Source organism: Burkholderia sp. NFPP32 (assembly GCF_900119325.1).
Lineage (GTDB): Bacteria > Pseudomonadota > Gammaproteobacteria > Burkholderiales > Burkholderiaceae > Burkholderia > Burkholderia pyrrocinia_C.
This window is the reverse complement of the sequence record NZ_FPJP01000029.1, coordinates 17,587-32,063: the sequence shown is the minus strand read 5'-3', so window position 1 is coordinate 32,063 and position 14,477 is coordinate 17,587. Positions and strand designations below refer to the sequence as shown.

The following is a 14,477-nucleotide window of genomic DNA, read 5'->3' as shown; positions in this document are numbered from 1 at the left end:
CGCCTGCGCTTCGTCGAGCGGCCCGCACGGCAGGTCCTGGACGTCGATGCCGGTTGCCGCAGCAGTCGCGTCGGCCATGGGCGCCGCAACGCGCATGCGCACCGGCGGCCGGCGTCCATGCGCGCGACCTCGGGGTTGACGAGATCGGCGGCGAGTGCAACGAGCGCATTGTTGGGCGTTTCGACGGTCCGCGCGATCTCGCTGACCAGGACGGCGGCGACGTTGCGGGACGTCTCGTGCGCATGCTCGACGACTTCGCTTCGCGCGGCCCACAGCGTCACCGCACTGATGCCGGGCGGCGGGTCGTTCGGGTCGTCGACGGCTTCGTCCTCGTGATCGAGCCGAAACAGCGCGGCGACCGGGCCGAAAGTTTATTCGCAGGTCAGTTGCACGCGGTCTTGAATCCATGACGAAAAACGGCAAGGATAACGCCCGCGAAATATATCGCTGGCACGATAGTTAACAGACCTGACAAAGTCCTTGCAGCGGAACCGAAACGACCGAATGCATCGACCTCGCGGATTGCTCGTGAGAACGGCCTGAACGTCGATATGGTTTGCGAATGGCGGCAGCGGGAGCTGAAAGAGTTGCCATCGACAAACCTCCCGCCGAACACGCGAATCTGGATCGCAGCGGGTGACCGGGCGGGCAGGCCGGTGTCGGCAAGGCTGCAGTTGTCGAAGGTCTGGCGCGCCAGATCGCCTCCGGCGCACATTGAACCCGGGCGCTTTCATCATTAGCGACAACATGGAGTGAATGGATATATGAACAGCAATCAGGTAAAGGGGGCAGCGCTGTCGGACAATGCGTGCGAAGCGGACGATATCAGGAGTACTTCGCGCCGGCACTTCATGGTGGGGCTGGGGGCGTCTTTGCTGGCCGGTTGCGGGGGCGACGGCGACAGCGCCGTGAATGTCGCGCAAGCAACGACGCGCAGTGGCGGTCAGCCGAGCGCGACCACGCCAACATTGCTCGACGCACCTTCACCGGAGAAGACGCCTGTCGCGCTGCGGGAGAGCACCGTGCAGATCCAGGGCTTCACGCATCCGGGTCTGTTGCATACCGAGGCGGATTTCGCGCGCATGCGCGCCAAGGTGGGTGCCAAGGCCTCACCCTGGATCGATAGCTGGAACGTACTCGTCGCCAACGGTCACACGCGCCTGACGAACGAGCCGAACCCGCAGGTCGGCATCTATCGTGGCAACGACCCCACGCATGGTCAGAATTACGGCGCCCTCTACAACGACATCGCCGCCGCCTATGGCGACGCGCTGCGCTGGAAGGTGTCGGACGACAAGCGCTACGCCGACAAGGCCGTGGAGTATCTGGACCAATGGGCCGCGACGCTGACGACGCTTGGCGGCAGCGACGTGGCGCTCGCCGCCGGCATCTACGGCTACGAGTTCGCCAACGCAGCTGAAATCATGCGCAGCTACAGCGGCTGGAACCCGGCCGGCCTCGCCGCGTTTCAGGCGATGATGCGCAATGTCTTCTACCCGGTCAGCCATGCTTTCCTGACCCGCGTGGACACCGCCATGGACACGCACTACTGGGCCAACTGGGGCCTGGCCAACATCGCGTGCGTCCTGGCCATCGGCGTGCTGTGCGACGATGCCGAACTCGTCAACGAGGCCGTTACCCATTTCAAGACTGGCGGCAGCAACGGCTGCATCCGGCAAGCCGTGTACTACATGCACCCCGGCAACCTCGGACAATGGCAGGAAGCCGGCCGCGATCAGGGCCACAGTGTGCTCGGCATTGCATTGACCGGCGCCATTTGCGAGATGGCCTGGAATCAGGGCATCGACCTGTACGGCCATGACAACAACCGCTTCCTCGCAGGCGCGGAATACGTGGCCAAGGCCAACCTGACGCAGGCGGACGGCACGTTCTACCCGGTGCCTTTTGTCACGTACGAGAACAGCGCAGGCGTCATCCAGACGCAGTTCTCCACCGGTGGGCAAGGCGGCGCCCTGGGGCGGCCCTGCTGGGCGCTGGTGGCCAATCATTACATCAACCGCAAAGGCCTGGCGGCGCCGTACACCAAGCGCGCGGCGGACTCGGTGGCACCGGAGGGTGGGGGCGGCAACTACGGGCCCAACAGTGGCGGGTTCGACCAGCTTGGCTATGGCACGCTCACCTGCACGCTGGACCCCGGCACCCCCGCCGCAACGCCGACCGGCCTGACCGGCTATGCAAGCGCGGGCAAGGTGGTGCTGTCGTGGTGGGGCGCGAGCAATGCCACCAGCTACGACGTCAAGCGCGCCACCATTGCCGGCGGACCGTACAGCACCATCCGGAGCGGTATCACCGATCTGCTGACCTATACCGATATGCCAGCCGGTGCCGGCACGTATTTTTATGTCGTGACAGCGCAAACGATTGCGGGCGAATCGGCGCTCTCCAACGAAGTGAAAGTGATCACGGCGCAGCAGCTGCTCGCGCACCTCGCGTTTGATGAAGGTGGCGGCATCACGGCCGCCGATAGCTCGGGCAACGGGCGCAATGGCACGCTCAACGGCGCAACGTGGGCAGCGGGGCGCAGCGGCAACGCGGTCTCGCTCAACGGCTCGGGCGCCTACGTGGCGTTGCCCGACGATCTGCTGACCGAAGTGTCGGACTTCACCATCGCGGCCTGGGTGTTCTGGAACGGCTCGCAAACGTGGGCACGCCTGTTCGATTTCGGAACGGGCTTTCACCGTTACATGATGTTCACGCCGCGCGGGCAGATGCGCAACGGCTGGGCGGGGGCGCGCTTTGCCATGACGGCCAACGGCCCCGGCGATGGCCCTCCGGAACAGATCATCGACGCCCCCACCGAGCTGCCGAGCAAGCGATGGGTGCATGTGGCCGTCACGCTATCGGGTTCGACCGGCACGATGTACGTGGACGGCACGCCCGTCAGTACCAACACGGCGATGTTCCAGGCGCCGTTCCGCCTTGGCAGTACCACGCAGAACTGGCTGGGCAAATCGCAATACCACGACGCCACGTTCAACGGCCTGATCGACGATTTCCGCATCTATCGCGGTGCGCTCAGCGCTGCGCAGATTGCATCGCTCATGGCGATTTGATTGTCGCCGGGCCCGATGGCTGGCCCGGCGATGGACCTCTTCCTTTAAGGGATTCTCTGATGACCATGTTTTCTCAACGATGGATGGCCGCTACGGCGATGGCGTGTGCGCTATGGGGTTGTGGCGGCGGATCCGAGGGCACGACAGGCGCAGGCAGCGGCACCGGGACACAAGGCGGCGCCATGGGCGCGACCAATGTGGGCGCCTATGTAGGCACCAAGCGCGGCCAGATCGACGGGCCGGCGGCCAGCTGGACCAGCGTCACGTGGGGCGGCGGCGGCTATGTCACCGGCCTGATCTACCATCCGACCAACGCGGGCCTGCTGTACGCACGCACCGACGTCGGCGGCGCGTACCGCTGGAACGCGACCAACTCGACATGGACGCCCATCACCGACGGCATCGGTTTCGGCGGAGGCGAGGGCGATTTCCATGGTGTCGAAAGCCTCGCGCTCGACCCGAACAACGATCAACTCGTGTACATGACGACCGGCATTACCGTGACGCAGGGTCACAATGGCCGCATCTACATCTCGAGCGACCGCGGCAACACCTGGACACACTATGACCTGCCGTTCCCGGTGGGCGGCAACGACAACGGCCGGGCCACCGGCGAGCGCCTGCAGGTCGACCCCAACAATCCCTCGACGCTGTTCTACGGATCGCGTACGGCCGGCCTGTGGAAGAGTGTCGATTCGGGCCGCACCTGGGCCCAGGTCACGGGGCTGTCCGCCACCACGGTCAGCGGCGGCAATTCCCCGATCGGCGTCGAGCAGGTCATCTTCGATACGTCGGGCAAAGGTAGCGGCCAGCCGACCTGGATCATGTGGGCTACCGTCGCCCCGGACTACGCCAACGCGACGGGCCTGACGTCGCCCTTGTACAAGTCCACCAACGGCGGTGCCTCGTGGACGCCGGTGCAGGTCCCGTCCACGGTGTCCGGCTACTACATCCCGCACGTCGTGCGCACGCCCGACGGTAATTTCTACGTGGTGTTCAACTCGGGTGTCGGCCAGGGCATCGGCGGTCCCAGCTACCTCTACAAGTACGGAGCCAGTAACAACAGCACCTGGACGCTGCTCAACAGTTCCACCGGCAACGGCTTTGGCGGCCTGTCCGTCTCCGGTCTCGGCTCGACCGCCCGCATCGCACTCGGCATGACCGGCTGGAACGACACCAGCAAGACCGTGCAGCTATCCGACGACGGTGGCAATACGTGGCACGAGATCGAGGCCGGCATGCTGCATACGGGCATTGCCGCGGGTGGCTGTGCCGGCTGGGTCGAGGGCGTCACGATCGACCCAGCCAATCGCGACCACATCATGCACATCCACGGCGGCGGCATCTGTGAAACCATGAACGCCTCGTCGGCCACGCCGATCTGGAGTCCGAAAGTCAACAACCTCGAGGAGACCGTCACCCTGGCTCTCGTCACGGCGCCGCCCGGTGCGTCGTACAACTTCATCAACAGCGCGGGCGACATCGGCACGTGGGTCGATACGGACCTCTCGACGAGGCCGACGAAAGGCCCCTTGAGCACATGGAGCAGCGGCAATTCGGCCGACATGTCGTGGTCCGATCCGACGTACATCGCCGCCGCTGGCGTCGACAACGCCAACGGCCATGCCACCAAGGGCTTCTGGTCGGGCGACAGCGGCAATAGCTGGGGGACGTTCGCGTCCCTGCCTGCCGGCGCAGCGGCGAGCCAGAGCAACGTGGGGAACCTGGTGGTCCCGTCCCGCAACAACGTGACCTGGGCACCGCCCGACTCGGTGCCGTCGTACACCACAAACAACGGTACGAGCTGGACCTCAACCAACCTTCCTGCGTTCACCGCCACCTGGAGCGGCTTCCCTCGGGCCTATCGCCTGGCCGCTGACCGCAAGAACCCCAATAAAGTCTATGCGTACGATTCGGGCGGCGCGTCGTGGAGTTGGCAGGGCGGCAAGGTTTACGTGTCGACCGATGGCGGCCATACGTTCGCGCTGAGCACGGGCTCCGTGAATGCGAACCTTGCCTGGAATTCCTGGCGGGATACGTCGCTCGCGGTGAACCCGAACGCCGAGGGCGACCTCTGGCTGGCCGACGGCACGGCCGTGTACCACTCGGTGGACTCGGGGGCGACCTGGACGAAGCTCGGCGCCTTTGCGTCGGCCAACGGCACGCTGGGCGCCACCGTGATCGCCTTGGGCAAGGCACGGACCGGTTCGCCGTACTCGGCCGCGGTCTACGTGGAAGGCACGCTGAACGGCGTCTGGGGCATTTACCATTCCGACGACGGTGGTGCCACGTGGGCGCGCTTCAACGATGACATGCACCAATTCGGCGACTCCGGCGTGATGGCCGGCGACTGGAACACATATGGCCGGATTTACGTCAATGGTGCCGCTCGCGGTCTGATCTTCAGCAATTGAGGTTGATCGACCTGTCGACCGTCCGGTTGCGGTTTGCAACCGGACGGAGAGCGTGGACGAACGGGGCGCTACGGGCTGCTCGGGCAGCTTGCGATCGTCGCAGTCCTCACGCTGCTTGAGCACGCAACTGCAACAGCGTGCGAGAACATCTCCCATCGCATGATCATGTTTAGTTCCTCGGACTGATGCGCCGCTTTTCCCGCACGCTTGCCTGCGTGAAATTGTCGTGCTAGTTTTTCATGAAATTTCGATGCGAAAATTTCACGAGAGTCCGCATGTTCGTGCAGTCCGACCGTCACGTCGCAAGCTACTACGCCGGCACCTACCCGGCGCCGATCCCGCATCGTCCGGAACTGGACGAGCGCATCGACGCCGACGTGCTCGTCGTCGGCGCGGGCTTCAGCGGGCTGCATACGGCGTTGCGCCTTGCGCTCGCCGGCAAGCGCGTCGTCGTGCTGGAGGCGAGCCGTGTCGCGTGGGCCGCGTCGGGCCGCAACGGCGGGCAGGCGCTGCTCGGCTGGTCGTGCGACATGCAGCCGCTCGAGGATTCGCTCGGCCGCGACGGCGCGCGCCTGCTGTGGGACAGCATGCGCTGGGCCGCGGCCGAGGTGCGCGAGTTGCCCGGACGGCACGGCTTCGACATCGACTACCGGCCCGGCAGCCTGTGGGCCGCGGTGCGGCCGCGCCGCGTCGCGATGCTCGCGCAGGCCCGCGACGAGGCGGCCGAGCGCTGGGGCTACGACCGGCTGCGCGTGATCGGGCGTGACGAGATGCCCGAATGGATCGGCGGCACGCGCTATCTCGCCGCACTCCACGATCCGGAAGCCGGCCACCTGAATCCGCTGAAACTCGCGCTCGGCCTCGCGCAGACGATCGAGCGCGCAGGCGGTCGCATCTTCGAGCAGAGCCGCGTGCTCGACTGCCGCGAGACGGCCGGCGGCCACATCGCCCGCACGGCGCGCGGTGAAGTGCGCGCGGACGTGCTCGTGCTCGCGTGCAACGCGTACGTCGACCGGCTCGATCGCGACCTGGCGCGCCGGCTGCTGCCGGTCGGCACGTACCAGGTCGCGACCGCGCCGCTCGCGCCCGACGTCGCGCGTTCGCTGCTGCCGCAGAACAGTTGCGTGATCGACAACCAGTTCGTGCCCGACTACTTCCGCCTGAGCCCCGACAACCGGCTGCTGTTCGGCGGCGGCTGCACGTATCTCGGCGGCATCCCGGCCGATATCGCGGCGGCGACGCGCCCGCACCTCGAACGCGTGTTCCCGCAACTGGCTGGCGTGCCGCTCGATTACGCGTGGGGCGGCCATATCGACATCAGCATGCGCCGCACGCCGGACATCGGTCGCCACGGGCAGCGTTTCTGGCTGCAGGGCTTCTCGGGGCATGGCGTGCTGCCGACGCTCGCCGGTGCGCGCGCGGTCGCCGACGCCGTGCTCGGCGACGAGCGCCTGCTCGCGCAGTACCAGCGCATCCGCAACCCGCGCTTTCCCGGCGGCGACCGGCTCGCCGCGCCGCTGGAGGCGATCGGCAAGGCCTGGTACCGTCTGCGCGATACCGTCTGACCGTTTCGGAACCCATCATGAACGAACAGGAAGAGATAGAAAGTCTGGCGATCCTGATCCGCGACCTGCGCAAGCATCGCAAGGTCACGCTGAACGACCTCGCCGAGCGGATCGGCCGCTCGGTCGGCTTTCTGTCGCAGGTCGAGCGCGGGCTGTCGCGCCCGACGGTCGCGGATCTCACCGCGATCGGCGAGGCGCTCGGCGTGCCGACCACGTATTTCTACAGCCTGAGCAAGCCGCGCAGCGTGCCGTGGGTCACGCGGCCCGACGAGCGGCGCACCGTGTATTACGCGGCCGGCATTACCGACATCCTCGTATCGCCGAACATGCGCTCACGCTTTTCGGTTCTCGAAAGCCATCTCGCGCCAGGCGCGAGCAGCGGCGAGCGGCCCGTCGACGACAGCGACGAGCAGGGCGGCTTCGTGCTCGAAGGAGAACTGACGATCTGGATCGACGGCGATGAAACGCCCGTCACACTCGGCCCGAACGATGCGTTCCAGCTGCCTGCGCACAAGCGGTTCCGTTATGCCAACCTGACAGACGCGCCGACGCGCGTGATCTGGGTGTTCACCTGAGTCGTCGGCGGGGCGGGCGGTGTCGCAGGCCGCCGCGCCATGCAGCATGTTTGCAGTACTGATTTGAATGCGGCGTGCGTTGTCATGTGTGCCGCGTGAATCCGGTCCGCCGCGCTGCGGCACCGCCATAGAAGACATGGAAAGGATGAGACATGGCTGACGTCGTTCCCGCGCTGGTCGGTGAAGTCCGCGCATTCCGGCAGGCGCACCCCGAGATTCGTTATGTCGACCTGATCTGCCTCGACCTGCCCGGGCACTTCTACGGCAAGCGCTACCCGATCGATGCGCTCGAGAAGATCGCGTCGGGCTCGCTGCTGAAGCTGCCGCAGAACTGCGTGCTGCTCGGCACACAGGGCGGCCTCTACAAGATCGGCGACTACTGCTTCAACGACGGCGACCCCGACGCGCAGCGCCGCCTGATTCCCGGCACGCTGAAGCGTGTGCGCTGGGAGCGGCAGCCGCTCGCGCAGATGCTGATCAGCTCGGACGGCACGGATGTGCCGATCGAGTTCGAGCCGCGCGAGGTGCTCGCGCGCGTGCTGCGGCGTTTTGCGGCGCGCGGCATCCGGCCGGTCGTCGCGTTCGAGCTCGAGTTCTACCTGTTCGCCGCGCAGCTCGCGGAAGGGATGCCGCAGTATCCGCGCGATCGCCTGAGCGACGACCGCGACGATCAGCCGAACATGCATATCGAGCGGCTTTCGCGCTTCTCCGACGTGCTGCACGAGATGGTCGAGGCCTCGTGCGAACAGGGCGTCGATGCGACGGTAATCACGGCCGAGCTCGGGCCCGGCCAGTTCGAGATCAATTTCGGCCATACCGACGACGGGCTGCGCGCGGCCGACTGGTCGGCGCTGTTCTGCCGCAGCACACGCGGCGTCGCGTTGCAGCACGGCTATCGCGCGAGCTTCATGGGCAAGCCTTACCTGCATGCGCCGGGCAGCGGGATGCACGTGCACGTGAGCCTGTACGACGACGCGGGGCGCAACCTGCTCGCGGCGGACGGGCAGCGCCCGCTGCGGCACGCGGTGGCCGGATGCCTCGCGCTGCTGCCGCATTGCATGCCCGTGTTCGCGCCGAATCACAACGCGTTCCGGCGCTACGGGTCGATGGTGAACGCGGCGAGCCGCGCAAGCTGGGGTTTCGAGGATCGCGATGCCTGCATCCGGATTCCGGAGTCGGATGCGCGCAACCTGCGGATCGAACACCGGCTCGCGAGCGCGGATGCGAATCCGTATCTGGTGCTCGCGGCGATCCTCGCCGGGATGGAGCATGGGCTCGATGCGCGGATCGAACCGATCGCGCCGCTCAACGAGGATCGCGGCAGCGGGATCGATTTTCCGAAGGAGATGCTGTCAGCCGTCGCGGCGATGCAGGATCATCCGGCCGTGCGCGAACGGCTCGGCAGCGAGTTCGTGATGGTGTACTGCGAGAACAAGCGGCAGGAAGAGCTGGATTTTCGTAATGAAATCGGCGCGCGGGAGTATCGGTGGTTTTTGTGATTGCCGCGCGCGTCGAAGAAGCAAATTAGGGAAGTGCGCGCCAATAGCGCACTTCCTCGATCGGCGTACCGTCGATCTCGAACGTCTTGATGTCGTCTTCGGCGACGAAGCCCTCGCGTTCATAGAATGCCCTTGCGCGACGGTTTTCGACGAGTACCCAGAGCGATACCCATGCGTGGCTCGCGTCATGCAGCGATCGGCACGCGTGATCGACCAGCGCCGCGCCGATGCCTTGCCCGCAATGCGACGGATGCAGATAGATCGCTTCGATCTCGCCCCACGCGCGATCCTTGTCGGTGTCGCGCGTCGGACCATAGGCGATCCAGCCCGCCGCGTCATTGCCCATGAATGCGAGCGCGACGCGCGGGCGGCCGGCGTCGAGCGCACAGCGCCAGAAGGTCGTGCGCTTTTCGACAGAGAGGCCGGCGAGGAACGGGGCCGGCATGATGTCCGTGTAGGTTGCCTGCCACGACGCGACGTGGATGTCGGCAATGACCGCGGCATCGGCGGACGTGGCAGCGCGGATGTCGATCGTTGTCGTATTCGGTGTCATGCGTGTTCTGCCTGATCGAACGATTCTCGATTTGCAGCGCATGCCGTGCCGCGAACCGCTTCGCGACACGGCACCTGCGAAGCGCTTACTCGCCGAGCTTCGACGCCACGCACCCCGTGCTCGTGCATTCACGCTCGCGCTCGCGCAGGAACGACAGCCGCGACGCCGTCATGTCGGTCGCGCATTGAAGATCCACGAGGTAACCGTTGTTGCGGGTTTCGCTGCACTGCGCGTCGCGCTGCTTCATCCATGCGAGCTGGCCGGCCTTCAGCGTCGCCTGCTGGTCGCCGCTCAGTTGCTTGCGCAGGCGGCCGTATTCGTCGTTGAGTTCGCGGTCGGTCTGCGAGAACTGCGTGCTGCTGCAGTACACCTGGTCGAACGCGCTGTGCGGCTTCGCACAGCCGGCCGCGTGCGCGGCGAACGGAACGGCAAGCGCGAACAACGCGCAGGATGCGAACAGATTCTTCTTTTTCATTTTGATGCTCCTGACTGGGTGAAAACCGTTGGGCCCGATGGACAATGCCGTCACTTCGGCGCCGTGCATGCGTCGATCCCGCCCGCGATCGCGGCGGACAGGCGCTGGATCGTCCCGCGTTGCGCGAGCCGTGCTTCTTCGTCGGGATTGACGATCACGCCGGCCTCGACGAGCACGGCCGGAATCGGCGCGGTGCGCAGCACGACGAGATCGTCGAAGCGGTGGATGCCGAGTTGCGGGTCGATCAGCGGGCGATTCTCGCCGCGGATCGGCTGCGCGTGATACAGCGACGGCCGTTCGCCGGCCGCGACCAGCCGTTCTGCGATCGCCTTCGCACAGCGCAGGCTTTCCGCGTAGTGCGGATTGCGCTCAGACACGAACACCGAGAAGCCGCGGAATTCGCGCTGCCGGCCCGCGTCGATGAATTGCTGCTGCATCGAGTCGTGATGGATCGACACGAACAGGTTCGCGTCGGGCGCCTGCGTCGAACGCTGGTCGAGCGCGATCTCGCGGCCGTCGGCCGACGTGCGCCGCACGCGGTCGCCGTGCGCGGCGAGCTTTTCCGCAACCGCGGCGGACAGATCGAGGTTGTACAGGTATTCGACACGGCCGCTCGCGCCGGTGGACCCCGGGTGAGCCGGCGTATGGCCGGTGTCGACGACGACGTAGCGCGCGGATGCGGGCTCGGTGCCTGCGGTGTCGGCCGCATGCAGCGCCGGCGGCGCGCCGAGCAGCGGGGCGCACGCGAGCACGCGCACGGCGGCGCGCACGAACGGGCGAAGGCGTCGGATGGTTCGGTTCGTCATTGTTGTTGTCGAGGAGGGCATGCGGCGCGTCGCACGGCGCGGCACCGTCGGCCTGCTCAATGCAGTCGGAATGTCGCGCGATTATAGCGGGAGACGGCGGCGCCGCAATGACGAATGGCGACCGTCAGGGTGACGGCCGCCCGTCGCTTTCCCGTGTTCGGCGAATCCCGCCAATGCCCGATGGGGCGGCCGCAGCGCGCTCGTACGCATCGGCAGGGCGGTGGCGCAAACACGCCGGACCGCGCGCGGGTGCGCGGCAGTGCGTATCAGCGCGGCAGCGCTTCGGCTTCGGCCCAGCGCTTGAACGAATCGAGACGCCGGCGCGTCTGCACGAGATAGAACGCGCCGATCAGCGGTTCGAGCAGCCAGCGCAGCCAGGACGGCTGGACGCGGAAATTGTAAGTGAACTTCACTTCGGTCGAACCCGGCGTGTGTTCGGTGAAGTTCCAGCTTCCGCTGAAGCGTTCGAGCACCTTCGGCCCGTCGACCATTTCAACGGCAGCGACCTGAGGCGGGCGGTACGAGATGTAGCGCGACACCATCGTGGCGCCCGACTGGCTGCGGCAGAACGCGTCGACGCCGACGTCGGCCGTCGTTTCGTCGAGCAGATAGGCGTCGGTGAGGAAGCTGTCCCACACGAGCCGCCGCGCATAGTCCTGCGACCACGTGAAGAGGCGTCTGCGATCGACACCGACGGTCCGGCTGACTGAGATCCTCATGATGGCGGGCGCAATGGTGCAGATTAGGATGAAATCGAGTGTACCCCGCCAATACCGCGCATTTCGTCAGACATGGTCAAGTCGAGCGTGCGCTCGATTGACGCATTCCGGGATTTCACCTAGGATTCATTCCAACCCTTCGGGAAAGACCCGAAGCGTTTCAATCTCTTGAGGGAGCCTCATGAGTACGCAACAGAACCGGCGCTTCGACGCGCTCGTTTTCATTGGTCGTTTCCAGCCTCCGCATCGTGGTCACCTGAACGTGCTGAAGTCGGCACTGAGCCGGGCCGAGCGCGTGTGCGTGCTGATCGGGTCGACCGACAAGCCCCGCACCATCAAGGATCCGTTCTCGTTCGACGAGCGCCGCCAGATGCTGGCTTCGCTGTTCGACGCGTCCGAGCGCGACCGCGTGACGATCGCGCCGTTGCAGGATTCGACGTACAACGATGGCGACTGGGTGCGCTGGGTGCAGGACGCCGTCGCGTCCGCGCTCGGTGAAGTCGCGCAGCGCAAGGTCGGGCTGATTGGCCACGAGAAGGACGCCACGTCGTATTACCTGCGGATGTTCCCGCAATGGGAGCTCGTCGACGTCGATGCGACCGAAGACATTTCCGCCACCGAGATCCGCGATCAGTATTTCGCAGAACGCACCAACAGCTTCGTGCAGTGGGCCGTGCCGGAACCCGTGTTCGGCTGGCTCGAGCGTTTTCGCACGCAGCCGGAATTCGCGCAACTGAAGTCGGAAGCCGAATTCATCGCCGCGTATCGCAAGGCATGGGCGGCCGCGCCGTATCCCGTCACGTTCGTGACGGTCGACGCGGTGGTCGTGCACTCGGGCCATATCCTGCTCGTGCGCCGCCGCAGCGAACCGGGCCGCGGCCTGTGGGCGCTGCCGGGCGGGTTCGTGAACCAGGACGAGCGGCTCGATGCGGCGTGCATTCGCGAGCTGCGCGAGGAAACCGGCCTGAAGCTGCCGGAGCCCGTGCTGCGCGGCTCGATCAAGGATCGGCAGGTGTTCGATCACCCGTCCCGCTCGCTGCGCGGCCGCACGATCACGCACGCGTGCCTGTTCAACTTCCCGACCGGCGAGCTGCCGCGCGTGAAGGGCAGCGACGACGCCGACAAGGCGCGCTGGGTGCCGCTCAACGAATTCGCGCAGATGCGCAACGTGATGTTCGAGGATCACTTCGACATCGCGTATCACTTCCTGGGGAAGCTGTGACCCGCTGAGTCCCCGCATTCCGGTCCGCCGCGACAGACGCGGCGGCACTTCAACGGCCTAGAGGAGCTCTAGCCATGCAAAACGATCCCGGCGGCTTTGCCGCGGTTCTCGCCAATCCGATCCTCGACACGGATTCGTACAAGGCTTCCCACTTCCTGCAATATCCGCCCGACGCGTCGGCGATGTTCTCGTACGTCGAATCGCGCGGCGGCCGCTACGACCGCACGCTGTTCTTCGGCCTGCAGATGCTGTTGAAGGAATATCTGTGCAAGCCGGTCACGCACGCGATGATCGACGACGCGCGCGATTTCTTCACGGTGCACGGCGTGCCGTTCAACGAAGCAGGGTGGCGCTACATCGTCGAACGCTACGACGGCTATCTGCCCGTGAAGATCCGCGCGGTGCCGGAGGGTTCGGTCGTGCCGGTGCACAACGTGCTGATGACCGTCGAATGCGACGATCCGCAGGTGTTCTGGCTCGCATCGTATCTCGAGACGATGCTGTTGCGCGTCTGGTATCCGGTGACGGTCGCGACGCGAAGCTGGCACCTGCGGCAGACGATCCGCCGTTTCCTCGAAAGGACCGACGACGATCTCGCGCAACTGCCGTTCAAGCTGCACGACTTCGGCGCGCGCGGCGTGTCGAGCGCGGAGTCGGCCGCGATCGGCGGCGCGGCGCACCTCGTGAACTTCATGGGCTCGGACACGGTGCTTGGCGTGCTGGCCGCGAACCGTTTTTATCGCGAGCCGATGGCTGCATACTCGGTGCCGGCGGCCGAGCACAGCACGATCACGTCGTGGGGGAGAGAAGGCGAGGCCGATGCGTACCGGAACATGATCCGCCGCTTCGGGCTGCCCGGCGCGATCGTGTCGGTCGTGTCGGACTCCTACGATCTGTTCGCCGCGCTCGATCTGTGGGGCGGCGAACTGAGGCAGGCCGTGATCGATTCCGGCGCGACGCTCGTCGTGCGTCCCGATTCGGGCGACCCCGTGAAGATCGTGATGCAGACCGTGCGCGCGCTCGACGTGTCGTTCGGCTCGACCTTGAACGGCAAGGGGCGGCGCGTGCTGAACCGCGTGCGCGTGATCCAGGGCGACGGTGTCGACGAGCTGTCGATCGACGCGATTCTTTCCGCGCTCGACGACGCGGGTTATGCGGCCGGCAATGTCGTGTTCGGCATGGGCGGCGCGTTGCTGCAGCAGGTGAACCGCGATACGCAGCGCTTTGCGATGAAGTGCTCGGCGATCCGGCGCGATGGCGTGTGGCACGACGTCCGCAAGGATCCGGTCACCGATCAGGGCAAGCGCTCGAAGAAGGGGCGGCTCACGCTGCTGCGCAATCGCCGCACCGGAGCGTATCGGACGACGACGCTGCCCGTTGCGTGGGACGATCGTGCGCTGGAAGGCGAATGGGACGAGGCGCTCGAGACGGTGTTCGATACGGGGCGGTTGCTGGTCGATACGACGTTTGCGGAGGTGCGGGCGAGGGCGCACGCGGGGGAGGTGTGAGGGGAGGCGCGGAGTGACGCGCGACGTTCGCGTCACCCCGCCGCCAGCGATGTTCGATGGCGGCTTC

General features: G+C 66.1%; 11 protein-coding genes and 1 pseudogene. 7 read left to right on the top strand and 5 right to left on the bottom strand.

Annotated elements, in window-relative coordinates; translation table 11 throughout:
• Positions 1 to 101 precede the first annotated feature (101 nt).
• Positions 102 to 350, bottom strand: a pseudogene (locus BT264_RS40225) (hypothetical protein); the annotation flags it as partial.
• A 501-nt stretch (positions 351 to 851) separates the two neighbouring features.
• Between BT264_RS40225 and BT264_RS32800 the strand changes: the two are divergent.
• The 5 genes from BT264_RS32800 to BT264_RS32780 all read left to right on the top strand — a co-directional run bounded on the left by BT264_RS32800 (position 852) and on the right by BT264_RS32780 (position 9,127).
• Positions 852 to 3,074, top strand: a complete 2,223-nt coding sequence (locus BT264_RS32800; protein WP_177318434.1) for a LamG-like jellyroll fold domain-containing protein — start codon at positions 852 to 854, stop codon at positions 3,072 to 3,074.
• Positions 3,075 to 3,256: 182 nt separating this feature from the next.
• Positions 3,257 to 5,488, top strand: a complete 2,232-nt coding sequence (locus tag BT264_RS32795) for a WD40/YVTN/BNR-like repeat-containing protein (protein WP_256260751.1) — start codon at positions 3,257 to 3,259, stop codon at positions 5,486 to 5,488.
• Positions 5,489 to 5,763: 275 nt separating this feature from the next.
• Positions 5,764 to 7,053, top strand: coding sequence for an NAD(P)/FAD-dependent oxidoreductase (locus BT264_RS32790; protein WP_072444228.1), 1,290 nt, complete (start codon positions 5,764 to 5,766; stop codon positions 7,051 to 7,053).
• A gap of 17 nt (positions 7,054 to 7,070) precedes the next feature.
• On the top strand, positions 7,071 to 7,628 hold the full coding sequence (locus BT264_RS32785) for a helix-turn-helix domain-containing protein (protein ID WP_072444226.1): 558 nt from the start codon (positions 7,071 to 7,073) through the stop codon (positions 7,626 to 7,628).
• A 152-nt stretch (positions 7,629 to 7,780) separates the two neighbouring features.
• Positions 7,781 to 9,127, top strand: a complete 1,347-nt coding sequence (locus BT264_RS32780) for a glutamine synthetase family protein (RefSeq protein WP_072444224.1) — start codon at positions 7,781 to 7,783, stop codon at positions 9,125 to 9,127.
• Between the two features lie 25 nt (positions 9,128 to 9,152).
• Here BT264_RS32780 and BT264_RS32775 read toward each other — a convergent pair whose 3' ends face one another.
• The 4 genes from BT264_RS32775 to BT264_RS32760 form a co-directional block, all read right to left on the bottom strand.
• Positions 9,153 to 9,680: a GNAT family N-acetyltransferase gene (locus tag BT264_RS32775; protein ID WP_072444222.1), complete on the bottom strand. Its 528-nt coding sequence runs from the start codon at positions 9,678 to 9,680 to the stop codon at positions 9,153 to 9,155.
• Between the two features lie 85 nt (positions 9,681 to 9,765).
• A complete protein-coding gene (locus BT264_RS32770; protein ID WP_072444220.1) occupies positions 9,766 to 10,155 on the bottom strand; it encodes a lysozyme inhibitor LprI family protein in 390 nt (129 codons plus the stop codon).
• Between the two features lie 50 nt (positions 10,156 to 10,205).
• On the bottom strand, positions 10,206 to 10,961 hold the full coding sequence (locus BT264_RS32765; RefSeq protein WP_072444218.1) for an N-acetylmuramoyl-L-alanine amidase family protein: 756 nt from the start codon (positions 10,959 to 10,961) through the stop codon (positions 10,206 to 10,208).
• Between the two features lie 266 nt (positions 10,962 to 11,227).
• On the bottom strand, positions 11,228 to 11,680 hold the full coding sequence (locus BT264_RS32760; RefSeq protein WP_072444216.1) for a type II toxin-antitoxin system RatA family toxin: 453 nt from the start codon (positions 11,678 to 11,680) through the stop codon (positions 11,228 to 11,230).
• Between the two features lie 181 nt (positions 11,681 to 11,861).
• On the opposite strand from BT264_RS32760, the gene BT264_RS32755 reads away from it, so the two are divergent.
• Together BT264_RS32755 and BT264_RS32750 are read left to right on the top strand one after the other, a co-directional pair.
• Positions 11,862 to 12,902 carry a bifunctional nicotinamide-nucleotide adenylyltransferase/Nudix hydroxylase gene (locus BT264_RS32755; protein WP_072444214.1) on the top strand — a complete coding sequence of 347 codons (1,041 nt, stop codon included), beginning with the start codon at positions 11,862 to 11,864 and terminating at the stop codon, positions 12,900 to 12,902.
• Between the two features lie 74 nt (positions 12,903 to 12,976).
• Positions 12,977 to 14,410 carry a nicotinate phosphoribosyltransferase gene (locus BT264_RS32750; RefSeq protein WP_072444212.1) on the top strand — a complete coding sequence of 478 codons (1,434 nt, stop codon included), beginning with the start codon at positions 12,977 to 12,979 and terminating at the stop codon, positions 14,408 to 14,410.
• Positions 14,411 to 14,477 lie beyond the last annotated feature (67 nt).

What these genes read in the sequence shown, in the direction of transcription:
- BT264_RS32780 (WP_072444224.1), top strand. Translation starts at nt 7,781, where the DNA reads ATGGCTGACGTCGTTCCCGCGCTGGTCGGTGAAGTCCGCGCATTCCGG.
- BT264_RS32755 (WP_072444214.1), top strand. Translation starts at nt 11,862, where the DNA reads ATGAGTACGCAACAGAACCGGCGCTTCGACGCGCTCGTTTTCATTGGT.
- BT264_RS32790 (WP_072444228.1), top strand. Translation starts at nt 5,764, where the DNA reads ATGTTCGTGCAGTCCGACCGTCACGTCGCAAGCTACTACGCCGGCACC.
- BT264_RS32795 (WP_256260751.1), top strand. Translation starts at nt 3,257, where the DNA reads ATGGGCGCGACCAATGTGGGCGCCTATGTAGGCACCAAGCGCGGCCAG.
- BT264_RS32770 (WP_072444220.1), bottom strand. Translation starts at nt 10,155, where the DNA reads ATGAAAAAGAAGAATCTGTTCGCATCCTGCGCGTTGTTCGCGCTTGCC.
- BT264_RS32800 (WP_177318434.1), top strand. Translation starts at nt 852, where the DNA reads ATGGTGGGGCTGGGGGCGTCTTTGCTGGCCGGTTGCGGGGGCGACGGC.
- BT264_RS32765 (WP_072444218.1), bottom strand. Translation starts at nt 10,961, where the DNA reads ATGACGAACCGAACCATCCGACGCCTTCGCCCGTTCGTGCGCGCCGCC.
- BT264_RS32785 (WP_072444226.1), top strand. Translation starts at nt 7,071, where the DNA reads ATGAACGAACAGGAAGAGATAGAAAGTCTGGCGATCCTGATCCGCGAC.
- BT264_RS32775 (WP_072444222.1), bottom strand. Translation starts at nt 9,680, where the DNA reads ATGACACCGAATACGACAACGATCGACATCCGCGCTGCCACGTCCGCC.
- BT264_RS32760 (WP_072444216.1), bottom strand. Translation starts at nt 11,680, where the DNA reads ATGAGGATCTCAGTCAGCCGGACCGTCGGTGTCGATCGCAGACGCCTC.
- BT264_RS32750 (WP_072444212.1), top strand. Translation starts at nt 12,977, where the DNA reads ATGCAAAACGATCCCGGCGGCTTTGCCGCGGTTCTCGCCAATCCGATC.